A 22,109-nucleotide genomic window follows, 5' to 3' on the forward strand; every position below is an offset into this window, starting at 1 on the left:
ACGACTCACAGAATCGGAGCATGGTGTGGCAGGGGTAACGCTTAAGAACGTCAGCAAGTCCTACGACGGCAATGCGCCGGTCGTACGGGATGTCTCGCTCGAAATCGCCAACGGCGAGTTCTGCGTGTTCGTCGGGCCGAGCGGCTGTGGCAAGTCCACCTTGCTGCGCATGGTGGCCGGGCTGGAAGACATCACTGCCGGTGACATGCTGATCGGCGAGCAACGGGTGAATGACCTCGCGCCGTCGGAACGCAACGTCGCGATGGTGTTCCAGAACTACGCGCTGTATCCGCACATGGATGTGGCGGCCAACATCGCTTTCGGTATGGGGCTCGCCGGCCACGACAAGGAAACGATCAAGAGCCGCGTGGCGAAGATCGCCGAGATGCTGCAGATCGAGCGCCTGCTGGCGCGCCGGCCGCGTGCGCTGTCCGGCGGGCAGCGGCAACGCGTGGCAATTGGCCGCGCCCTGGTTCGCGACCCGGGGGTGTTCCTGTTCGACGAACCGCTGTCGAACCTCGATGCCGCGCTGCGCACGCAGATGCGCGTCGAGATCGCCCGCATGCACCGCGAATATGGCAAGGCCAGCACGATCTATGTGACGCACGACCAGGTGGAAGCACTGACGCTGGCGGACAAGATCGTGCTGCTGCACACCGGCGACGACGTCGCCCGCTACGGCAGCGTGGCGCAGGTCGGCTCGCCGATGCAGCTCTACAACGCGCCGGCCAATCGGTTCGTGGCGGGCTTCATCGGTTCGCCGAAGATGAATTTCATCGATGTCGAGGTCTGCGGCATCGCGCCGCAGGGCGTACAGGTGCGCACGCGCCGTGGTGATGTGCTCAACGCGGCTGTCAAGCCGGGCGCGCTGGCCGTGGGTGGCCGTGCAACGCTGGGCGTGCGCCCGGAGCATGTGGCGCTGTGCGCCAGCCACGACGCCGATACGATTGGGTGCGGCGTGCGCTGGGTCGAGCACCTTGGCGACCAGACTTTCGCCTACCTCGATGGCGGTGAAGGTGAGGATCTGCTGGCGCGCATCGATGGTACGCACGCGGTGCGCATCGACGACGCCGTGCGGCTGCATGTACCACCACAGGCTTGCCATCTGTTCGACGCCGATGGCCGCGCCTGCGAGCGACTGGGTTACTAGCAATTGGGGGGTGGCCCCGGTTGCGGGCCGCCCAAGGTGGGTCGTGCGCCAGTGGGTGCGCGGCGTGAGTTCGGGTGTTAGAAAAATCAGGAGACATGTAATGACAGTATTCACTCCCCGTCGTCGGGCGCTGGGTCTCATTGCAGCAGGCGTGATCGGCGCACTGGGCAGTGCCGCCTTCCCGGCCATGGCGGCAGAGAAGGGCAGCCTGCTCATCTGGATCAACGGCGACAAGGGCTATGAGGGCATCGCCAAGATCGCGCAGAAGTTCACCAAGGACACCGGCATCGCGGTGAAGGTGGAGCATCCGGAAGACGCGATCGCCAAGTTCGAGCAGGCCGCGGCAGCGGGCAAGGGCCCGGACATCTGGATGTGGCCGCACGACCGCGCCGGCAGCTGGATCTCGGCTGGCCTCATCACGCCGGTAACGCCGTCGAAGAAGACAGTCGAATCGATCGATCCGCTGGCGTGGAAAGCCTGGAACATCGGCGGCAAGACCTGGGGCTACCCGATCTCGATCGAGGCCGTGGCGCTGCTGTACAACAAGGATCTCGTGCCGACCGCACCGAAGACCTGGGAAGAAGTCATCGCGCTGGACAAGACGCTGGCACCGAAGGGCAAGCGCGCCATCATGTGGCCGATGACCGAGATCTACTACTCCTACGGTCTCTTTTCGGCGGGCGGTGGCTACGCCTTCAAGCGCAATGACGACGGCACCTACGACCCCAAGAGCACCGGCATGGACAGCCCCGGCGCAATCCGTGGCATGGAAACCATCATGGCGCTGATCAAGGCCGGCGTGATGCCGAAGACGGCGAGCTACGCCGAGGCCGAAGCGGCGATGAACGAAGGCCGCGTGGCGATGACGATCAACGGCCCGTGGGCGTGGAACAACCTGAAGAAGAGCAAGATCAACTTCGGCGTTGCTCCGTTCCCGAAGGTCGATGGCAAGCAGGGTGGCGCCTTCGTCGGCGTGCTCGGCGCGATGGTCAGCACCGCCAGCCCGAACAAGGAAACGGCCAACGAGTTCCTCGAGAACTACCTGCTGTCGCAAGACGGCCTCAAGGCAATGCATGCGCATGTGCCGCTGGGTGTTCCGGCCAACAAGGCGTTCTACAACGAGCTGAAGAGCGATCCGCTGATCGCCGGCACCATGGCGGCTGCGCAAGCAGGCTCGCCGATGCCGAACAACCCCGAGATGACGCGCTTCTGGTCGGCCATGCAGGCCGCGCTGCAGAACATCACCCAGGGTCGTGAATCGGTGAAGGATGGCCTCGCCCGCGCAGCCAAGCGTATCCGCGGCGAGTGAAGCAAACAGGTTAATCGGGAAGTGATGATGAAAGCGGTGAGGGAATGAAGCGCTCGTATCTGCACATGGCGTTGGCGGCACTCGGCGTGATTGCGCTGGTGGCTGGCTTTGCGCTGGTGGTGGTGTTCTACATGGCGCGCCAGCCCGCGCTGGCGCTTGCCGCGCTCGGGCTGATCGGCGGTTCGGTCTGGATCTACCTGTCGCCGCGTTTCTATGCGTGGCGCTATGTGGTGCCGGGCATCTTTGCCGCGCTGCTCTTCATCGTCCTCCCGATGGCCTACACGCTCACCATCGGTTTTACCAACTACAGCTCGGCGCACCTGCTGTCGTTCGAGCGGGCAACCGATGTGCTGCTCGGCCGCACCGTCAGCAGTGGCGAAGGCATGAGCTTCCGCATGTTGCCGGAGCAGGGTGGCGCTTACCGCTTCGTGTTTACCGACGACGCGGAGCAGCACTTCGCATCCGAGCCGGTGAAGCTCGGTGGTGTGCAGCGCGTTAAGGTGGCAGCGGTCGCCGATGAACCGCAAGGCGAGCCGGCAACGCTCAAGGATGTGATTGGCCTGCAGGCGCAGATCAAGGATCTCGTCGCCGTGATGCCCGACGGCACCGAAATGCGCATGAGCAGCCTGCGTCGCTTCTCGGCAATGCACCCGGCGTTCTCGCGCAACAAGGATGGCTCGCTCACCGACGCGGCGGACGGCTCGCGCCTGACGGCCGACTTCGCCCGCGGCTACTGGCTGCGCGCCAACGGCGATCCGGTCGAGCCGGGCTTCCGGGTGTACGTCGGCTGGGAAAACTATGTGCAGATCTTCAAGGATCCGCGCTTCTTCGAACCCTTCGGCCGCGTATTCGGATGGACGATCAGCTTCGCCGCGATCAACACCATCCTCACCTTCGCGATCGGCATCCTGCTCGCCAACGCGCTGAACTGGGATGCACTGCGTTACCGCAATTTCTACCGGCTGATGCTGTTCCTGCCGTATGCCGTGCCGGCCTTCATCTCGATTCCGGTGTTCCGCGGGCTCTTCAACGAGAACCTCGGCGAGATCAACATGGTGCTCGAGATGTTCTTCGGCGTGCGCCCGAGCTGGTTCTCGGACGCCACGTTGGCACGCAGCATGGTGCTGATCGTGAATACCTGGCTCGGCTACCCGTACATGATGATTCTGTGCATGGGGCTGATCAAGGCGATCCCGTCGGAGCTCTACGAAGCCTCGGCGCTGGCCGGTGCCGGCCCGCTGACGAACTTCTTCCGCATCACGCTGCCGCTGATCGCCCGCCCGATTGCGCCGCTGCTGATCGCCTCGTTCGCGTTCAACTTCAACAACCTCACGCTGATCGCGCTGCTCACCGGCGGTGCGCCGGACTACCTCGACACCCAGGTGCCGGTGGGGGCGACGGACTTGCTGGCGTCCTACACCTACCGCATCGCGTTCCAGGACTCGGGGCAGAACTACGCACTGGCCTGCGCGATCTCGTCGATCGTGTTCCTCATCGTCGCCACGCTGGCGGTGGTGAACCTGCGCCTGTTCAAGGTCAACCACGCCAACGCCTGAAGGATCCAAGACCATGGCCATCGTTCTCAAGAAATCGCACCGCTGGCGCGTGTTTGCCACCCACGCCGCGATGATCGCCTTCATCGCGCTGACGGTGATGCCCTTCCTGATGATCGTGTCGATCTCGCTGCGCCCCGGCAACTTCGCCGGCGGCAGCCTGATCCCCTCGCACATCAGCTTCGAACACTGGAAGCTCGCGCTCGGCATGTCCTACCTTGATGCAGACGGCGCGCTGGTGAAGCCGCCGTTCCCGGTGCTGCAATGGATCATCAACTCGATGAAGGTCGCGCTGATCTCCGCGATCGTGTCGCTGGTGCTGTCGATCACCAGTGCCTATGCCTTCGCCCGCATGCGTTTCCGCGGGCGTGACACGATGCTCAACGCGCTGCTGCTGCTGCAGATGTTCCCGTCGGTGCTGGCGCTCGTGGCGATCTACGCACTGTTCGACCGCATCGGCGACTTCGTGCCCTGGCTGGGCCTCAACAGCCACTGGAGCCTGGCGCTCGCCTACACCGGCGGTGTGGCCCAGCACATCTGGCTGATCAAGGGTTACTACGACAGCGTGCCGCGCGAACTCGAAGAGGCGGCTGCCGTGGATGGCGCAACACCCTTCCAGGCCTTCGTGCATGTGCTGCTGCCGATGGCAGTGCCGATTCTGGTGGTGGTGTTCGTGCTCGCCTTCCTCGGCGGCATGATCGAGTACCCGGTTGCCTCGGTGCTGATGCACGACGAGAGCAAGCTCACGCTTGCGATCGGTTCGCGGCTGTTCCTCTTCAACCAACGCTACCTGTGGGGGGATTTCGCCGCGACGGCGATCCTCGCGGGCATGCCGCTGACCGTGCTGTTCCTTGTCACGCAGAAGTGGCTCGTCTCGGGCCTCACCTCGGGCGCAGTCAAGGGCTGAACCTCTCCACAAGCGTGTCTCCGTCACCGGCCGTTCGGCGGCCGGTGCGGGCGGCGCACGCCTATCGACCACGCAACACAGACCGAAAATAACAGGGGACAAACGAACATGAACCAGACTTCGTTCCGACTGCGCACGCTGGCCGTCGCCTTGCTGTGCGCTGCCGCGCTGCCGAACGCTGCCTTCGCTGCCGCGCCCGCCGCGGTGACGGTGCAACCGGTGCCCGAGCTGCGCGCCGATTTCATGATGGGCGCCGATGTGTCGATGACCGACGAGATCGAGAAACTCGGCGGCAAGTTCTACGACGCGCAGGGCCAGCAGAAAGATTTCTTCGCGATCCTGAAGGAAAACGGCGTCAACTGGATCCGCCTGCGGATCTGGAACAACCCGGTCAACGCGGCCGACGTGGTGGAAGGCGGCAAGACCATCTCGCGCAAGGGCGAGCCGGTCGGCGGCGGCAACAACGACCTCGCTGCAACGATCCGCATGGCGCAACGCGCCAAGGCGCAGGGCCTGAAGTTCCTGCTGGATCTCCACTACAGCGATTTCTGGGTCGATCCGGACAAACAATTCAAGCCGGCCGCGTGGGAAAAGCTCAAGGGCAAGGAACTCGAAGCCGCGGTGCATCAATACACCGCCGATGTGCTCAAAGCGCTGCGTGAGGCGAACGCCTCGCCGGACATGGTGCAGATCGGCAACGAGCTCAACGGCGGCATGCTGTGGCCGGATGGCAAGACCTGGAAAGCCAAGCCTGAAGAGCAGATCGGTGGTGACGATGGCTTCGTCGCGCTGCTGAGCCAGGGCATCAAGGCGGTGCGCGAATCGGACCCGAGCCGCAAGACCAAGGTGGCGGTGCATCTCGCAAACGGTGCGACCAATGATCTCTACCGTCGAGTGTTCGATCTGCTGACCAAGAAGGGTGTGGACTACGACGTCATCGGCCTGTCCTTCTACCCGTACTGGCACGGCACCTTCGACGATTTCCAGAGCAACGTCGACGACATCTCCTCGCGCTACGCGAAGGAAGTGGTCGTGATGGAAACCGCCTACGCCTACACCACTGAAGACGGCGATGGCTTCCCCAACCTGTTCAATCGCGACATGCAGAAGAGCGTGGGCTACAAGGCCACACCGCAGGGGCAGGCGAGCCTGGTGCGTGACGTGATCAACGCCGTTGCGCAAGTGCCGGGGCAGCGCGGTGCCGGCGTCTTCTACTGGGAGCCGGGCTGGATTCCGGTCAAGGGCGCAGGCTGGCGTACTGGCGAAGGCAACGCTTGGGACAACCAGGCGATGTTCGACTTCAAGGGCCGCGCGCTGCCCTCGCTGGCCGTGTTCAAGCGGGTGCGTGAAGCCGGCACGGCGGCCGATGTGCCGACCCTGCTGCCGGTCGCGCCGCTGAAGCTGACGACCTACGTGGGTGAGAACTTCGCGCCGCCGGAGAAGATCCGCGTCGCGTTCTCCGACGATGCGCAGCGCGAGGTCTGGGTCAGCTGGAACGACGTATCGGCCGAGCAACTCAAGCAGGCTGGCAACTTCAAGCTCGTCGGCCACCTGAGCAACTTCGATGTGCCGGTCGAGGCGGCGGTCGCGGTCGTGCCGCGCCGCAACCTGATCGAAGACCCGAGCTTCGAGAACGGCAAGCTGGAAGGCTGGACGATCACCGGCACCGCTGCGGCGATCAGCAACGAACGCAACCCCGGCAACGCGAAGACCGGCCAGCAATCGATGCACTACTGGCTCGGCGAGCCGTTCAAGGTGGAGGCGACCCGCAGCTACGCCGGCATTCCTAACGGCACCTACAGCCTCAAGGCCTGGGCTGCTGGCGGCGGTGGCGAGAAGTCGATCGAACTGATCGCCCGCGATTGTGGCGACGGCAAGCGCTACACGAAGACGATCACCAACACCGGCTGGCAGAAGTGGGCGCAATACACCGTCAGCGGCATCAAGGTGACCAACGGTGCCTGCACCGTGGGCGTTGCGATCGATGGCCAGACCGGCAACTGGGGCAACCTCGACGACTTCGAGTTCATTCGCGACGGCGCGAACTGAGCGGCATGCCGGGCGCAGTCACAAGCCGCGCCCGGCATGAATCAAACAATGGAGTGGGGGGACATTCCATGAAGCACAAAGGAATATCGCTTCGGCTGTGGTTGATCGTCGGCGTGTCTGCGGCGGCGCTGTTGCTGGTGGGCGCTGCAGGTTTGCTGGCTGCTGGCGCGCTCGACCGCGCGCTGGGCGTTGCGAACGGCCAGACGATTCCGTCGATCACCGCGATCGATGGTGCCGAAACCGCGCTGCTGCGCGCACAGGTCGACGTGCTGAGCCACATGACCAACATTGCCGACGGCAAGAAGGACGAAATCGAGAAGGCGCTGAACGCCGACCTGGTAGCCCTCGAACAGCAACTGGCGGCGCAGGAGAAGCACATCAGCGGCGCCGACGAGGCGCGGCTGATGAAGGCCGACCGCGAAGGCGTGAAGGCCTTCCTGGCCGTGGTGCCCGAGGTGCTCAACCTTTCGCGCAAGAACATGGACGACGCCGCGCGCCACGCAGTTGAAAACGATCTGCTGCCGGCCGGCGCCAAGGCGCTCGCCGCGCTGCGCGCGCATGCCGACTACAACGCGCAGCGCTCCAGCGTATCGGCCAAGGCCGCGGCGGACGACGCGCAGCGCGGTCACCTGATGATTGCGTCGGTGATCGTGCTGGCGATTGCAACGGTTGCGGGCCTCGGTGCGATGCTGGTGCGCGGTATTGCCGACGCATTGCGGCGCGTGCAGGACACCGTGACGCGCATCGGCGCCGAGCGCGACTTCACGCTGCGCGTGCCGGTGGTGCGCGCCGACGAGCTGGGCCGCATCGCGCAATCGCTCAACGCGCTGTTCGAGTCACTGCAGACTGATCTTGTGGCGCTCGCCGGCGGCGCATCTCGGGTCGGTACCGCTGCAGCGCGCGTGGCGCAGGGCGCAGGCGACGGTGCGGCGAGTGCCGATGCGCAGAGCGAAGCCGCCGCCGCAATGGCCGCGGCAATGGAGCAGCTCACGGTCACCGTGTCGCATATCGGTGACCAGGCCGGCGAAGCACATTCGCTGTCGCGCGAATCCGGCGCGCTGGCCGCCAGCGGTGGCGAGGTGATCGGCCGCACGCTGGACGACATTGCCCAGATTGCCGCGGCGGTGGATGAGGCCTCGAACCGCATCCGCGCGTTGGGTGCGGACAGCGACCGCATCTCGTCCGTCGTAGCGGTGATCCGTGAAGTCGCCGAACAGACCAATTTGCTGGCGCTCAACGCCGCAATCGAAGCTGCTCGAGCGGGTGAGCAGGGGCGCGGCTTCGCGGTGGTGGCGGACGAAGTGCGCAAGCTCGCCGAACGTACAGCGAGTTCCACACGCGAGATCACCAAGATGGTGGACGCGATCCGCGGTGGCGCACGCGCAGCGATCGAGGGCATGGATCACGCTGTCGACTGCGTGTCGCAGGGCGTGGCGCGTGCCAACGATGCGAGCCATGCGGTGCAGCGCATCGCCCATGCGAACGCGAGCGCCGAAGCGCGCGTCACCGAGATCAGCGATGCGATTCGCGAGCAGGGCAGTACCAGTGTTGCAGTAGCGCAACGTGTCGAGCAGATCGCGCAGATGGCGGAGGACGCAAGTCGCTCCTCCAGCGTCAGCGCATCGCTTGCGCGCGAGCTCGACAGCCTCGCGGCCGACATGCAGCGGGCCATCTCGGCCTATCGCCTGGCCTGATCCGATGACGCGCACACAACTACCCGGCTGCGGCCCACCCAGGGCTGGCGCGCCTTAGCGCGCAGCGCAGCAACAGCAAGCCTGAATTCCAGTCGTCGCCTGCGCGAAACCCGCGCCGGGCAAGGCTTCTGCACGCCTTCGAAGGCAAGCGCTTCGTTAAATCAAACTTGACGAAGCGCCCAAAAAAGCTCGTTTGCAGCGCAATTCCAGTCAAACGAACAATGCAAAACAGGCCGCCGGTCATACGCGAATTTCGAGCGCGACGCGGCAGCTAATCCAGGAAATACATCGTCGCCGATACCCGGATGTCGTCGGCGACGACAACAGGAATGTCAGCCCGCAATTGATGCGGGCGGCAGCACGCCACAGTGGGTGGACAAGGTTTTTTGAGGAGAAAACAAATCATGAAAGAACGGTTTCCGATGCGTGTGATTGCAGCTGCACTCATGATGGCCGGCACCAGCGCAATCGCTGCGCCGGGGCTTTCCAGCAACGGCTATTTCCGCGCCGGCTTTGGCGCCAGCGACGAGGGCGATCAGGCCTGTTTCGGCCTCGGCCCGGCGAAGTACCGTCTGGGTAACGAATGCGACAACTACGCTGAACTGGGCCTGGATGTCGAAGCGCCCGCGATGGCCAATGGCACCGTGTGGAAAGGCCACGCGATGGTGACCGGCTGGAAGGGCTATCCGAATTCGATCAACGGCGCCGATGTGAACTGGTCGCAGCTGTACCTGTCGGGCCACAACCTGGGTGAAGGCGTGCTGAAGGGCGCGAGCATCTGGGCCGGCCGCCGTTACTACGACCGCCCGGACATCCACATCCTCGACTACAAGTACCAGAACAGCGACGGTGACGGCGCCGGTATCGAGAACCTGGACTTCGGCTTCGGCAAGTTCAGCTACGCGATCGAACGCACTGCGGTGACCTGGAACGACGCCAGCAAGACCGACGACGACACCCTGTACTACGCCAACCTGCTGAAGCTCGAAAGCGTGAAGCTGCACGATAACGGCTACCTCACGGTCAACGCCGGCTTTGCGATGGGCAAGGAAAGCCGCAACAAGGCCTACAAGGCCGAGGACGGCTGGTACGTCGGCGCCTTCTACGATGCGCAGCTGGGCAGCCTGAACGCCTGGAACCGTGTTGGCATCCAGTACGGTACCGCGTCGATGGCGAACGGCAACTTCGGTCAGATCGCGACCGACACGACGAAGGATGACGACACCCTCCAGATACTGGACAACGTCAGCTACACCTCGGGCGATGGCAAATGGACCGCGCTGGCGAACGTCATCTACCGCAAGGACAAGCGTACCGACATCTGGAAAGACCAGACCTGGTTCTCGGTCGGTGCCCGCCCGCACTACCACTTCGACGACATCTGGGGTGTGGCGACCGAAATCGGTTGGACGCAGCTGAAGTCCTCGGGTGACGACAAGTCGCGCAACCTGACCAAGGGCACGATCGCGCTGACCGCAGCGGCCGGCCGCACGCCGTACTCGCGCCCGGAACTGCGCGTGTTCTACACCTACGCAACCTGGAACGAGAACGCCAAGGGTTGGGTTGCGTACGACGCCTACGGCACGCAGACCAGCGGCAGCTCCTTCGGCATCCAGGCCGAGAGCTGGTGGTAAGAGTCGGCTCCGTGCCCGCGTAAGCGGGCACGGGTGTGGACCGCTGCATTCCTCCTTTGACTGGAAGGTCACCTCCTTCCTGTGGTTGCCGTCTTGCCCGGAGGTAAGACGGCATTTTTTTCGTGCATCGCGCGTCGGCTGCAGCGATGCACTGCGGAGCGCATGATGAAAAACAAAACACGGACTCGTCGCCTTCGTTGCCTTGCCGCGCTGAGTCTCGCGCTCGCAGCGGGCGGTGTTGCCGCTGCCGAGCAGGGCAAATTGCTTGTGTGGGTTAACAAGGACAAATGCTTCGATGCCTGGGTCGGCACGGCCGAGCGCTACACGAAGCAGACTGGTGTGCCGGTGAAGGTCGAAGCGACCATTCCCGACTTCTTCCACAACGCCGCCGCGGCCGGCAAAGGGCCGGACGTGGTGATCTGGGCGCACGACATCCTCGGCCGCTGGGTCGCCGATGGCCTGCTGCAACCGGTGGTGCCGAGCCAGCGGGTGCGCGAGGCGATCGACCCACAGGGCTGGCAGGCGTTTTCGCTCGGCCGCAAGCTCTGGGGCTACCCGATCGGCATCGAGGCGATCCACCTGATCTACAACAAACGCTACGTGAATGCACCGCCGCAGAGCTTTGACGACGTGGTGGCGCTGGATAGGCGGCTCGCACCGCAGAACCGCAAGGCGATCCTTTGGGATCTCTCGCACATCTACTACAGCTGGCCGCTGCTCGCCGCGAATGGTGGCTACGCATTCAAGTCGCGTGAAGACGGCTGGAACGCCAACGACGTGGGCGTTGCGAACGCCGGCGCGCAGAAGGGCGCCAACCTGCTCGCGCGCCTCGTGAAAGACGGCGTGCTGCCGAACGGCGCCAGCCGCGAGGAAGCCGAAAGTGCCTTCCTCGAAGGCAAAGTCGCCATGACGATCGACGGCCCTTGGGTGTGGGACAAGCTCAAGGACGCGAACATCGACTTCGGCACCGCAGCGATTCCGCGCGTTGGTGGCAAGCCGGGCGCGCCGTTTGTCGGAGTCACCGGCGCAATGGTGAGTCGCGCCAGCCCCAACCGGAAGATCGCCGCCGAGTTCATCGAGAACGCCTTGCTGACGCCGGCAGCCTTGAAGGCGTGCAACGCCGACAAGTCGCTCGGCGTGCCAGCGGATCTGCGCGTGCGCGCCGAGCTGGCGAGTGACCCGCATGTGCGCGGCATGAGCGAGGCCGCACGCAATGGCGCACCGATGCCGAACAACCCGGAGATGACCTACTTCTGGGCGCCGATGGAAACCGCGCTGGAAGGCATCGTCGAAGGCCGCAAGGCCCCTGCGGAGCTGTTGGGCGCGGCTGCGAAGCGTATCCGCGAACGCTGACTTCCGGCAGCAGTTGGGGTGCGGCACTCGCGAAATCCTGCTTTCGGAGTGCCGCATTTCGATGGTGTGTTTTCGTTAAGAAAAATGAGGCGAAAGCCCAAGTATTGATCGTTTGATCGTCGCGCCCGCGATCGCGAAGATGGCACTCAGTCAGAGAGCGCATTTTCCAGGATCACCCCGTCGCATCGCGGCAGACACGAAGACTCATGAACGTCCTCACCATCGATACCGGCACCACGAACACCCGCGTCACTGTGTGGCGCGACGGCGCGGTGCTGCATCGCGCGGCCCGCCAGGTCGGCGTTCGTGATACCGCGATCAGCGGCAGCAGTGAGATCTTGAAGGCCGGTGTGCGTGACACGATCGCCGATGCGCTGCAAGGCGCTGGCGTCGGTATTGATGCGGTCACGCGGGTGATCGCGTCGGGCATGATCAGTTCGGAGTTGGGGCTGCGTCAGGTGCCGCATGTTGATGTGCCGGCGGGGTGTGATGTGCTGGCCGCCGCGATGGCCTCGGCGCGTATCCCCGAGGTGTGCCGCAAGACGCTGTGGTTCGTGCCCGGCGCGCGCAACGTTGCCGCCGATCTCGGCCTGCACAACTGCGAGGCGATGGACATGATGCGCGGCGAAGAGACCGAGACGATGGGCCTCATCGACCGCGTCGGCATCGCCGCGCCGGCGGTCGTTGTGCTGCCCGGTTCGCATTCCAAGTTCGTGCATCTCGATGCGCAGCAGCAGGTGATCGGCTGCGTCACCACGCTGGCGGGCGAGCTGCTGCATGTGCTCACGCACAACACGATTCTGGCCGGTTCGCTGGAGAGCGGCTTCGCCGACTCGATCGACGCCGAGATGCTGCTGGCCGGCGCGCGCGCCGCGCGCGACATCGGCCTCGGCCGCGCAGGCTTTGTCGTGCGTATCCTCGATCAATTCACGGTGTATGGCCGCAACGCGCGGGCCAATTACCTGCTTGGCGCGGTGCTGGCGGCGGATCTGATGACGCTGAAGAACAGCAGCGCAGTGCGCATGAGCCCCGGCACGCAGTTCGTGATCACCGGCAAACCGCTGCTGCGCGAGGCGCTGGCGCTGCTGGTGGCGGGGGACGATTTCTTCTCTGGTCGTGTCACGGTCACCAGTGATATCGAACAGGCCGATCTGGCCGGCTGGGGCGCGCTTTGCATTGCACGCGTGCGCGGCCTGGTGCCGGAAGCCTTTTTCCCGCAGCCCGCTGCGGTGGCGACACGGCGCAAACCTGCGCGCGCGAAGGTGCCGGCATGAGCACAGCCTACGCGTACTACCCCAGCCTCGCCGGCCGCCATGTGCTGATCAGCGGTGGCGCGAACGGCATCGGTGCGAGCCTCGTCGAACACTTTGCGCAGCAGCATGCGCGCGTGAGCTTTCTGGACATCGACCGCGAAGCGGGCGAGCAACTCGTCGCCCGGTTGGCCGGCGTGCGCCATCGCCCGCTGTTTGTCCCCTGCGATGTGTGCGACGTGGCGGCGCTGGAGGCGGCTATCGTGCAGGCGCGCAGCACGCGCGGCGGCATCGAGGTGCTGATCAACAACGCCGCGAACGACGAACGCCATACCGTCGGCGAGGTAAGCCCGCAGTACTGGGAGCATGCCTTCGCGGTGAACCTGCGCCATCACTTCTTCGCCGCGCAGGCGGTGTTCCCCGATATGCGTGCGGCGGGGCGCGGCGCGATCATCAACGTCGGCTCCAATGGCTGGATGATCAAGGCGCCGGGCTATCCGCTGTATGCCGCCGCAAAGGCGGCGATCCACGGCCTCACGCGCAGCCTCGCACGCGAGTTCGGCGCCGCCGGGGTGCGGGTGAACACGCTGGTGCCTGGCTGGGTGATGACCGAACGCCAGCTCAAGCTGTGGGTCGGCCCCGGTGCCGACGAAGAGATCGAACGCAATCAATGTCTGCGCCAGCGTCTTCAGGTGGGGGATGTGGCGCGCCTCGCGCTGTTCCTCGCGGCGGACGACAGCGCGATGTGCACCGGGCAGGACTTCGTTATCGACGGGGGTTGGTCATGAACGGCATCGTCACACCGCCGATCGCGGCCGTGCCGTTCTCGCTTACCGGCTTGCGCTGCGAGCTGGGCGAATGCGTGCATTGGGATGCCGACGCCGCCCGCCTGCTGTGGACCGATATCGAGGGCCGCTGCCTCTACGCCTGGACGCCCGCCAGCGGCGAAGTCCAGCGCTGGGCAATGCCGTCGCGGCTCGCCTGCTTCGCGCTGGGTGAACGGCCCGGTCGCGTGCTGCTGGGCCTTGAACGCACCCTCGCGAGCTTCGACCTCGACACTGCAACGCTGACCGACCTGTGTCAGTTGCCAATCGGTGCCGGCCTGCGGATCAACGACGGCCGCTGCGACCGCGCCGGCAACTTCGTGTTCGGCCTGAAGAACGAACGCGATCGCACGCCGCGCGAGAGCTTCTGGCGCTATACCGCGGCTGGCGATTTGCAGCCCTTGGCGTTGCCGCCGGTGGTGATCACCAACAGTCTGTGCTTCAGCCGCGACGGCTCGCGGATCCACTTCGCCGATTCGCTCGACTCGCGCATGCGCTGCGCCGACTACGACGCCGAGCTTGGCCGCGTGAGCGCGGTGCGCCCCTTCGGCCCGTACTTCGGCGCCGGCGTGGAACCGGACGGCGCGGTCGTCGACGACGCCGACGGTGTGTGGTGCGCGCTGTGGGGCGGCAGCCGCGTGGTGCGGCTGGATGCACGCGGCCGCATCAGCGACGAATACATCTTGCCGGTGAGCCAGCCGGCGTGCCCCGGCTTCGGCGGTACGGCGCTGGAGCGGCTCTATGTGGCCACCGCGCGCGCCTTCCTGCCGCCGGATCTGCAGCGGCGCGAACCGCTTGCCGGCGCAATGCTCGAACTGCGGATTCCCGGCTTGCGTGGGCTCGCCGAAACCCGTTTCGGAGGTTCGCTGTGAGTACGCCGCGCATCATTGCGATCCTGCGTGGCGTGCGTGAGCACGAGGTCGCCGCGCAGCTCGATGCGCTGCGCGCAGCGGGCATCGAGTCCGTGGAGATTCCGCTCAACGCGCAGGGGGCCGAAGCCTCGCTTGAAGCCGCGCTGGGCTACGCCGGCACGCAGATGCGCATCGGCGCCGGCACGGTGCTGGATGCCGCGGTGCTATCGCGCGTCGCACGCATCGGCGCGCATTTCGTGCTCACACCCAACCTGAACGATGCGGTGGTGCATGCGGCGGCAGCGCAGGGCATCGAAGCGGTGGTTGGCGTCGCCACGCCGAGCGAAGCTTTCGCCGCGCTGGCAGCAGGCGCTGCGGCCTTGAAGATTTTCCCGGCCGCGAGCCTCGGCACCGGCTTCATTGCGGCGCTGCGCGCGGTGTTGCCGCCGGTACCGCTGTACGCGGTGGGCGGCATCGACGAGCGCAACCTGGCGGCCTTCATCGCTGCCGGCTGCACGGGCGCCGGCCTTGGCGGGGCGCTCTACCGCGCTGGCCAGACGGCGCGCCAGACCTACGCGCGCGCGATCGCGCTGCAAGCGGCACTGGAGGCCGTTGCAGCATGAAGGTCACCCGTTTCACGACTTACCGCGTCGCACCGCGCTGGCTGTTCCTGAAGGTCGAGACCGACGCCGGTATCACCGGCTGGGGCGAGCCTGTGATCGAGGGCAGGGCGCGCACCGTGGAAGCCGCGGTGCATGAGTTGGCCGAATACGTCGTCGGCCGCGACCCGGCACAGATCAACGACATCTGGCAGACGCTGTACCGCGGCGGCTTCTACCGCGGCGGCCCGGTGCTGATGAGTGCGATCGCCGGCATCGACCAGGCGCTGTGGGACATCAAGGGCAAGGCGCTCGGCGTGCCGGTCTACGAGCTGCTCGGTGGCCGCGTGCGCGACCGCATGCGCACCTACCGCTGGGTCGGCGGCGACCGTCCGGCCGAACTTGTCGCCGCGATCGGCGAACAGCTCGAAGCCGGCTTCGACACCTTCAAGTTCAACGGCAGCGAAGAACTGGCGATGCTCGCTGGCCCGCGCGCGGTGGATGCCGTCGTCGCGCGTGTCGTCGCGGTGCGCGAAGCCTTCGGCGAGCGGGTCGACTTCGGTATCGACTTCCACGGCCGCGTCGCCGCGCCGATGGCGCGTGTGCTGCTGCGTGAGCTTGAGCCCTTCCGCCCGCTCTTCGTCGAGGAGCCGGTGCTGCCCGAGCAGGCCGAGCACTACCGCCGGCTCGCCGACAGCACCTCGCTTCCGCTGGCGGCCGGTGAGCGCATGTATTCCCGTTTCGACTTCAAGCGCGTGCTGGCCGAGGGCGGCCTCGCGATCCTGCAGCCCGACCCCTCGCACGCCGGCGGCATCACCGAATGCCACAAGATCGCCGCGATGGCGGAAGCGCACGACGTGGCCTTCGCACCGCATTGCCCGCTCGGGCCGATCGCGCTGGCGGCCTGCCTGCAGCTTGATTTCGTCGCATACAACGCCGTGCTGCAGGAACACAGCATTGGCATCCATTACAACCAGGGCGCAGATCTGCTCGACTACGTGGTTAACCGCGAAGACTTCCGCATCGATGGCGGTTGCATCGCAGCGCTGCCACGGCCGGGCTTGGGCGTCGAGATCGACGAGGCAAGCGTGATCGCCGCCAGCCGCAATGCGCCCGATTGGCGCAACCCGGTCTGGCGACACGCCGACGGCAGCGTCGCGGAGTGGTGAGCCCGCTCACCACCAGCAACACATCAGGAGAACCAAGCATGGCCAGCATTTCCTTCCGCGGCATCAACAAGACCTACGCCGGCAACGTGCCGGTGATCCGCGACGTCGATCTCGAAATCGCCGACGGCGAGCTGTGCGTATTCGTCGGCCCCTCGGGCTGCGGCAAGTCGACGCTGCTGCGCATGGTCGCGGGGCTGGAAGACATCACCTCGGGCGACCTGCTGATCGACGGCAAACTGGTCAACACACTGCCGCCCTCGGCGCGCGGTATCGCGATGGTGTTCCAGAGCTACGCGCTGTATCCGCACATGACGGTGGCGCGCAACATGGGCTTCGCGCTGCGCCTGGCGCACACCGCCAAGGCGGCGATCGATGGCAGCGTGGACAAGGCCGCGCGCATCCTGCAGGTGGAGCACCTGCTCGAACGCAAGCCGAAGGAGCTCTCCGGCGGCCAGCGCCAGCGCGTGGCGATCGGCCGCGCCATCGTGCGTGAGCCGGGCGTGTTCCTGTTCGACGAGCCGCTCTCCAACCTCGACGCAGCGCTGCGCGTGCAGACCCGCATCGAGATCGCCCGCCTGCAGCGCAAGCTCGGCAAGGCGAGCATGATCTACGTGACGCATGACCAGGTGGAAGCGATGACGCTGGCCGACAAGATCGTGCTGCTGAACACCGGCGAGGACACCCAGCGCTACGGCAGCATTGCGCAGGTGGGCTCGCCGCTTGAGCTCTACCACCGCCCGCGCAACCTGTTCGCGGCCGGCTTCATCGGCTCGCCGAAGATGAACCTGATTCCCGGAATGCTGGTGTCCGCCACCCCGACACACGCCGAGGTGCGCATCGAAACCGGCGAATTGCTGACAGCCGAACTCGACGCGACGCGCCTGCGGCTGGGTGCGAAGGTCACGCTGGGCGTGCGGCCGGAGCACATCCAGCCGGGCGCCACCGATATGCAGACGCTGAATCGCCAGGTCATGTGGGCCGAGCGCCTGGGCGAATCGACTTTCATCTACCTCGAACAAGCCTGCTCGGCCGATGCGCTGATCGCCAAAGCCAAGGGCGACCAGCCTGTGCCGCGCGGCGAGATGGTCGCGCTGGGCATACCGCCTGCCGCCTGCCACCTGTTCGACGATGCGGGCCAGGCGCTGCCGCGCCCGTGCCATGAGCTGGCGGGCTTCAAACTGCCCTGGCTCAACAACGAAACAAGCCGCCACGCTGCACCTGAAGTGCAGATGGCCTGACCGTGCAGTACGCTGGCCGCATCACCCTAATCCCCCAATCCCTCCCCCCGGGGTGGTGGCGGCCAGCCCCCATTTTCAAGAACGGCGCCGGTAACGCCTGCGCCGCGAAAGGAAGACCATGAAGATCCTCGTGACCGGCGGCGCCGGCTACATCGGCAGCATCACCAGCGTGCAACTGATCGGCGCCGGCTACGAGCCGGTGATCGTCGACAACTTCTGCAACGCCAGCCCCAAGGTGCTCGACCGCATCGAGCAGATCGCGGGCCACCGCCCGACGCTGTATGCGGGCGACATCCGCGACCACGCCTTGCTCGACCGCATCTTTGCCGAGCACAAGATCGAAGCGGTGATCCACTTCGCCGCGCTGAAGGCGGTCGGCGAGTCGGTCGCCAAGCCGCTGGCGTACTACGAGAACAACCTCGGCGGCACCTTCGTGCTGCTCGAGGCGATGCGTGCGGCCGGCGTGAAGAACTTCGTCTTCAGCAGCTCCGCCACCGTCTACGGCGACCCGGCCTCGGTGCCAATCCGCGAGGACTTCCCGACCCGCGCCACCAACCCCTACGGCTGGACCAAGCTGATGATGGAGCAGGTGCTGACCGACTTCCAGCACGCCACGCCGGACTGGTCGGTGACCCTGCTGCGCTACTTCAACCCGGTCGGCGCGCATCCCAGCGGGCTGATGGGTGAAGACCCGCAAGGCATCCCGAACAACCTGATGCCGTATCTGGCGCAGGTCGCCGTCGGCCGCCGCGAGTATCTCTCGGTGTATGGCAGCGACTACCCGACGCCGGACGGCACCGGCGTGCGCGACTACATCCATGTGATGGATCTCGCCGACGGCCACATCGCCGCGCTGAAGGCCCGCCAGGGCAAGGCAGGCGTGCATGTGTTCAACCTCGGCACCGGCCACGGCAACAGCGTGCTCGAAATGGTCGCCGCCTTCGGCCGCGCGGTCGGCCGCGAGCTGCCCTACAAGCTCGTCGATCGCCGCCCCGGCGACATCGCCGAATGCTGGGCCGACCCGGCGTACGCCGAACGCGAACTGGGCTGGCGCGCCACGCGCAGCCTCGACGACATGACGCGCGACACCTGGAACTGGCAATCAAAGAATCCGAACGGCTATCAGGACGCCTGAACGTGAATCGTCACCCGGCTGTCCGAATCTTGAATTTGAAGGAAAGAGGTACCCCAGATGTTTGACCCGATCGATCACCCGCATCGCCGCTACAACCCGCTCAAGGGTGACTGGGTGCTGGTTTCGCCGCACCGCGCGAAGCGCCCCTGGCAAGGCCAGCAAGAGACGCCGGATCGCAGCGCGCGCCCCGCGCACGACCCAGAGTGCTACCTGTGCGCCCGCAACAAGCGCGTCACCGGCGAAACCAACCCCGACTACGCGCACACCTTCGTCTTCACCAACGACTTCGCCGCCCTGATGACCGACACGCCGGCCGCGCCCGAATCGGCCGACCCGCTGTTCCAGCTGCAGAGCGCACGCGGCACCAGCCGGGTGATCTGCTTCTCGCCGGACCACAGCAAGTCGCTGCCCGAGTTGTCGCTGGAAGCGATCGGGCACGTCATCGACACCTGGCAGGTGGAATCCGCCGACCTCGGCAAGACCTACCCCTGGGTGCAGGTCTTCGAGAACAAGGGCGCGATGATGGGCTGCTCCAACCCGCACCCGCACGGCCAGATCTGGGCCAACAGCTTCCTGCCGAACGAAGCCGCCGCCGAGCAGCGCACGCAGGCCGAGTACTTCGCGAAGAACGGCCGCCCGCTGCTGCTGGACTACGCCGCGCGTGAAGTCGCCGATGGCGCCCGTACCGTGGTCGAGACCGAACACTGGCTCGCCGTCGTGCCCTACTGGGCCGCGTGGCCCTTCGAGACCCTGCTGATGCCCAAGGCTGCCCACGTGCGCCGCATCACCGAGCTATCGCCCGCGCAGAAGGCCGACCTCGCGATCGCGCTGAAGAAGCTCACCAGCCGCTACGACAACCTGTTCCAGTGCTCCTTCCCGTACTCGATGGGCTGGCATGGCGCGCCCTTCGGCGACGAAGCCAGCGCCGAGCACTGGCAACTCCACGCGCACTTCTACCCGCCGCTGCTGCGTTCGGCGACGGTGCGCAAGTTCATGGTCGGCTACGAGATGCTGGCCGAGGCGCAACGCGATCTCACCGCCGAACAGGCCGCCGAAAAGCTGCGCGCGGTCAGCGACGTCCACTTCCTGGAGAGTGCAGCATGAGCACCCCGCAACAACGCACCCGCGAGACTTTCGCCAAGCACTTCGGCGATGGCGGCATCACCGTCCGCGCGCCGGGCCGGGTGAACCTGATCGGTGAGCACACCGACTACAACGACGGCTTCGTGCTGCCCTGCGCGATCGACTACGAAACCGCGGTCACCGGCCGCGTGCGCGCCGACCGCATCGTGCGCGTCATCGCCGCCGACTATGAAGACGCGACCGACGAATTCGATCTGGACGCCGAGATCGTGCCGCGCGACGACGCCATGTGGGCCAACTACGTGCGCGGCGTCGTCAAGTTCCTGCTCGCCCGTGGCTTGAAGCTCGGCGGCGCGGATCTGGTGATCTCCGGCAACGTGCCGCAGGGCGCGGGGCTCTCGTCCTCTGCGGCGCTCGAAGTCGCCGTCGGTCAGGCCTTCAAGACCCTGTTCAAGCTGCCGGTGTCGGCCACCGAACTCGCACTGAACGGCCAGCAGGCCGAGAACCAGTTCGTCGGCTGCAACTGCGGCATCATGGACCAGCTGATCTCCGCGCAGGGCCAGGCCGCCCACGCGCTGCTGATCGACTGCCGCTCGCTGGAGACCCGCGCCGTCGCGCTGCCCGAAGGCGTCGCGGTGATGATCCTGAACTCCAACGTGCGCCGCGGTCTGGTCGACAGCGAGTACAACACCCGCCGCGAGCAGTGCGAAGCCGCCGCGCGCCACTACGGCGTCAAGGCGCTGCGCGACATCGACGAAGCCGCGCTGGAAGCCGGCAAGGCCGGGCTCGACGCGCTCACCTACCGCCGTGCCCGCCACGTCGTCACCGAAAACGCCCGCACCCTGGCTGCCGCCGACGCGCTGGCCGCCGGCGAGCTGCGCCGCATGGGCGCGCTGATGGCCGCCTCGCACGCCTCGATGCGCGACGATTTCGAGATCACCGTGCCGCCCATCGACACCCTGGTCAACATCGTCAAGAACGTGATCGGCGACGATGGTGGCGTGCGCATGACGGGCGGCGGCTTCGGCGGCTGCGTCGTCGCGCTGGTGCCGCTGGCGCAAGTCGCCGCGGTGGAAGCGGCGGTGGCGGCCCAGTACCGCTCGCCAGAAGGCAAACCGGCCACGGTGTACGTGTGCCGCGCAACAGACGGAGCAGGGGAAGCATGATGAACACGGCAGCGGCACGCATCTTCAAACTGGAGCACCCGGGCGGTCTGCGCATCGCGGTGATGGACATCGGGGCCACCTGGCTGTCCTGTGAAGTGCCGCTCGCCGGTGGCGCGCAGCGCGAGGTGCTGCTCGGCTGCGACAGCGCCGCGGACTACGCGGGTCAGACTGCGTACCTCGGCGCGATCATCGGCCGCTACGCCAACCGCATCACCGACGCCCGCTTCACCCTCGACGGGCAGGAATACCTGCTCTCCGCCAACAACGGCCCCAACAACCTGCACGGGGGGCCGGAAGGCTTCGACCGCCAGCGCTGGACGCTCGTCTCGCACAGCGCGACCGAGCTGGTGCTGGCGATTGATTCGCCCGATGGCGACCAGGGCTTCCCCGGCCGTGCGCAGGTGCAGGTGCGCTACGCACTCACCGACGCCGGCACGGTGCAGATCGACTTCACGGCAGAAGTCGACAAGGCCTGCCCGATCGCGCTGACCAGCCACGCCTACTTCAACCTCGACGGCGTCGCGCCCGATGGCGACATCCGCACCCAGACGCTGAAGATCGCCGCCGAGCGCTACGTGCCGGTCGACGCTACGCTGGCGCCCCTGGGCGAGCCGGCCGAGGTTGCTGGTACGCCTTTCGACTTCCGCTCACCCTGCCGCATCGGCAGCGCCTGGCCCGACGCGGTCAAAGAGAACGAACAACTGCGCAACGGCGCCGGCTACGACCACAGTTTCCTGCTCAATGAGGACTGCCGCCACGCCACCGTGCCGGCCGCCGAACTCGCCTCCGCAGACTGGAAGCTCACGATGCGCGTCTACACCGACCAACCCGCGATCCAGTGCTACACCGGCAACTTCCTTGCCGGCATCCCCGCCCGCGGCGGCAAGCACTACACCGCCCACGCCGGCATCGCCCTCGAACCCGGCTACCCGCCCGACAGCCCCAACCAGCGCACCTGGTCCGGTTGCATCCTGCGGCCAGGGCAAGTGGGGAAGGGGACGATCCGGTTTGTGTTTGAGGCGGCGAACTAGAGATCGCGCGGGTTGAAAATCCTGCAGCCGGAATGCAAAAACCGCCCTGTTGGGCGGCTCTGCTCTTTGCGTAGATCTCGTTTGAACTCAGCTAAGGCCCCTTAGGGAAGTTTG

The 22,109-nt window shown here is 66.0% G+C and carries 18 protein-coding genes; all 18 read left to right on the forward strand.

Annotated features, from left to right (window positions below; translation table 11 throughout):
* Window positions 1-25 precede the first annotated feature (25 nt).
* The 18 genes from HH302_RS20040 (at window position 26) to HH302_RS20125 (ending at window position 21,995) form a co-directional block, all read left to right on the forward strand.
* Window positions 26-1,150 (forward strand): ABC transporter ATP-binding protein, encoded by a 1,125-nt coding sequence (locus HH302_RS20040; RefSeq protein ID WP_172204416.1) that lies wholly within the window; start codon window positions 26-28, stop codon window positions 1,148-1,150.
* A 100-nt stretch (window positions 1,151-1,250) separates the two neighbouring features.
* Window positions 1,251-2,459, forward strand: a complete 1,209-nt coding sequence (gene malE, locus HH302_RS20045) for a maltose/maltodextrin ABC transporter substrate-binding protein MalE (RefSeq protein WP_172204418.1) — start codon at window positions 1,251-1,253, stop codon at window positions 2,457-2,459.
* 44 nt (window positions 2,460-2,503) lie between these two features.
* A complete protein-coding gene (malF, locus tag HH302_RS20050) occupies window positions 2,504-4,015 on the forward strand; it encodes a maltose ABC transporter permease MalF (RefSeq protein ID WP_172204420.1) in 1,512 nt (503 codons plus the stop codon).
* Window positions 4,016-4,028: 13 nt separating this feature from the next.
* Entirely contained in the window at window positions 4,029-4,919 is an 891-nt protein-coding gene (malG, locus tag HH302_RS20055) for a maltose ABC transporter permease MalG (RefSeq protein WP_172204422.1), read from the forward strand.
* 108 nt (window positions 4,920-5,027) lie between these two features.
* A complete protein-coding gene (locus HH302_RS20060; protein ID WP_172204424.1) occupies window positions 5,028-6,968 on the forward strand; it encodes a glycosyl hydrolase 53 family protein in 1,941 nt (646 codons plus the stop codon).
* A gap of 68 nt (window positions 6,969-7,036) precedes the next feature.
* Window positions 7,037-8,662: a methyl-accepting chemotaxis protein gene (locus HH302_RS20065; protein WP_172204426.1), complete on the forward strand. Its 1,626-nt coding sequence runs from the start codon at window positions 7,037-7,039 to the stop codon at window positions 8,660-8,662.
* Between the two features lie 404 nt (window positions 8,663-9,066).
* Window positions 9,067-10,296, forward strand: coding sequence for a carbohydrate porin (locus HH302_RS20070; protein ID WP_172204428.1), 1,230 nt, complete (start codon window positions 9,067-9,069; stop codon window positions 10,294-10,296).
* 165 nt (window positions 10,297-10,461) lie between these two features.
* Window positions 10,462-11,649 carry a maltose/maltodextrin ABC transporter substrate-binding protein MalE gene (malE, locus tag HH302_RS20075; protein ID WP_172204430.1) on the forward strand — a complete coding sequence of 396 codons (1,188 nt, stop codon included), beginning with the start codon at window positions 10,462-10,464 and terminating at the stop codon, window positions 11,647-11,649.
* A 206-nt stretch (window positions 11,650-11,855) separates the two neighbouring features.
* Complete coding sequence (locus HH302_RS20080) at window positions 11,856-12,923, forward strand: 2-dehydro-3-deoxygalactonokinase (protein WP_172204432.1); 1,068 nt, start codon at window positions 11,856-11,858, stop codon at window positions 12,921-12,923.
* The gene (locus HH302_RS20085; protein WP_172204434.1) at window positions 12,920-13,687 is read left to right on the forward strand and encodes an SDR family NAD(P)-dependent oxidoreductase; all 768 of its coding nucleotides are present in this window, start codon (window positions 12,920-12,922) and stop codon (window positions 13,685-13,687) included. The genes HH302_RS20080 and HH302_RS20085 overlap by 4 nt, the downstream gene beginning before the upstream one ends.
* Complete coding sequence (locus HH302_RS20090; RefSeq protein WP_172204436.1) at window positions 13,684-14,595, forward strand: SMP-30/gluconolactonase/LRE family protein; 912 nt, start codon at window positions 13,684-13,686, stop codon at window positions 14,593-14,595. Before HH302_RS20085 ends, HH302_RS20090 begins: the two co-directional genes overlap by 4 nt.
* Window positions 14,592-15,197, forward strand: a complete 606-nt coding sequence (locus HH302_RS20095) for a 2-dehydro-3-deoxy-6-phosphogalactonate aldolase (RefSeq protein WP_172204438.1) — start codon at window positions 14,592-14,594, stop codon at window positions 15,195-15,197. The genes HH302_RS20090 and HH302_RS20095 overlap by 4 nt, the downstream gene beginning before the upstream one ends.
* The gene (gene dgoD / locus HH302_RS20100) at window positions 15,194-16,342 is read left to right on the forward strand and encodes a galactonate dehydratase (RefSeq protein WP_172204440.1); all 1,149 of its coding nucleotides are present in this window, start codon (window positions 15,194-15,196) and stop codon (window positions 16,340-16,342) included. The genes HH302_RS20095 and dgoD overlap by 4 nt, the downstream gene beginning before the upstream one ends.
* A gap of 38 nt (window positions 16,343-16,380) precedes the next feature.
* Window positions 16,381-17,580 carry an ABC transporter ATP-binding protein gene (locus HH302_RS20105; RefSeq protein WP_172204442.1) on the forward strand — a complete coding sequence of 400 codons (1,200 nt, stop codon included), beginning with the start codon at window positions 16,381-16,383 and terminating at the stop codon, window positions 17,578-17,580.
* Window positions 17,581-17,698: 118 nt separating this feature from the next.
* Window positions 17,699-18,715: a UDP-glucose 4-epimerase GalE gene (gene galE / locus HH302_RS20110; protein ID WP_172204444.1), complete on the forward strand. Its 1,017-nt coding sequence runs from the start codon at window positions 17,699-17,701 to the stop codon at window positions 18,713-18,715.
* Window positions 18,716-18,772: 57 nt separating this feature from the next.
* Entirely contained in the window at window positions 18,773-19,819 is a 1,047-nt protein-coding gene (galT, locus tag HH302_RS20115; RefSeq protein WP_172204446.1) for a galactose-1-phosphate uridylyltransferase, read from the forward strand.
* Entirely contained in the window at window positions 19,816-20,964 is a 1,149-nt protein-coding gene (galK, locus tag HH302_RS20120) for a galactokinase (RefSeq protein WP_172204448.1), read from the forward strand. Before galT ends, galK begins: the two co-directional genes overlap by 4 nt.
* Complete coding sequence (locus tag HH302_RS20125) at window positions 20,961-21,995, forward strand: galactose-1-epimerase (RefSeq protein WP_172204450.1); 1,035 nt, start codon at window positions 20,961-20,963, stop codon at window positions 21,993-21,995. The genes galK and HH302_RS20125 overlap by 4 nt, the downstream gene beginning before the upstream one ends.
* Window positions 21,996-22,109: the final 114 nt, after the last annotated feature.

The sequence above is a fragment of the Niveibacterium sp. COAC-50 genome (assembly GCF_013184235.1).
GTDB lineage: Bacteria > Pseudomonadota > Gammaproteobacteria > Burkholderiales > Rhodocyclaceae > Niveibacterium > Niveibacterium microcysteis.

Bases quoted from the DNA above. Each gene is read 5' to 3' on its own strand.
- malF (WP_172204420.1), top strand. From the start codon at position 2,504: ATGAAGCGCTCGTATCTGCACATGGCGTTGGCGGCACTCGGCGTGATT.
- galK (WP_172204448.1), top strand. From the start codon at position 19,816: ATGAGCACCCCGCAACAACGCACCCGCGAGACTTTCGCCAAGCACTTC.
- HH302_RS20105 (WP_172204442.1), top strand. From the start codon at position 16,381: ATGGCCAGCATTTCCTTCCGCGGCATCAACAAGACCTACGCCGGCAAC.
- HH302_RS20065 (WP_172204426.1), top strand. From the start codon at position 7,037: ATGAAGCACAAAGGAATATCGCTTCGGCTGTGGTTGATCGTCGGCGTG.
- galE (WP_172204444.1), top strand. From the start codon at position 17,699: ATGAAGATCCTCGTGACCGGCGGCGCCGGCTACATCGGCAGCATCACC.
- galT (WP_172204446.1), top strand. From the start codon at position 18,773: ATGTTTGACCCGATCGATCACCCGCATCGCCGCTACAACCCGCTCAAG.
- dgoD (WP_172204440.1), top strand. From the start codon at position 15,194: ATGAAGGTCACCCGTTTCACGACTTACCGCGTCGCACCGCGCTGGCTG.
- malG (WP_172204422.1), top strand. From the start codon at position 4,029: ATGGCCATCGTTCTCAAGAAATCGCACCGCTGGCGCGTGTTTGCCACC.
- malE (WP_172204418.1), top strand. From the start codon at position 1,251: ATGACAGTATTCACTCCCCGTCGTCGGGCGCTGGGTCTCATTGCAGCA.
- HH302_RS20125 (WP_172204450.1), top strand. From the start codon at position 20,961: ATGATGAACACGGCAGCGGCACGCATCTTCAAACTGGAGCACCCGGGC.
- HH302_RS20085 (WP_172204434.1), top strand. From the start codon at position 12,920: ATGAGCACAGCCTACGCGTACTACCCCAGCCTCGCCGGCCGCCATGTG.
- malE (WP_172204430.1), top strand. From the start codon at position 10,462: ATGAAAAACAAAACACGGACTCGTCGCCTTCGTTGCCTTGCCGCGCTG.
- HH302_RS20080 (WP_172204432.1), top strand. From the start codon at position 11,856: ATGAACGTCCTCACCATCGATACCGGCACCACGAACACCCGCGTCACT.
- HH302_RS20090 (WP_172204436.1), top strand. From the start codon at position 13,684: ATGAACGGCATCGTCACACCGCCGATCGCGGCCGTGCCGTTCTCGCTT.
- HH302_RS20060 (WP_172204424.1), top strand. From the start codon at position 5,028: ATGAACCAGACTTCGTTCCGACTGCGCACGCTGGCCGTCGCCTTGCTG.
- HH302_RS20070 (WP_172204428.1), top strand. From the start codon at position 9,067: ATGAAAGAACGGTTTCCGATGCGTGTGATTGCAGCTGCACTCATGATG.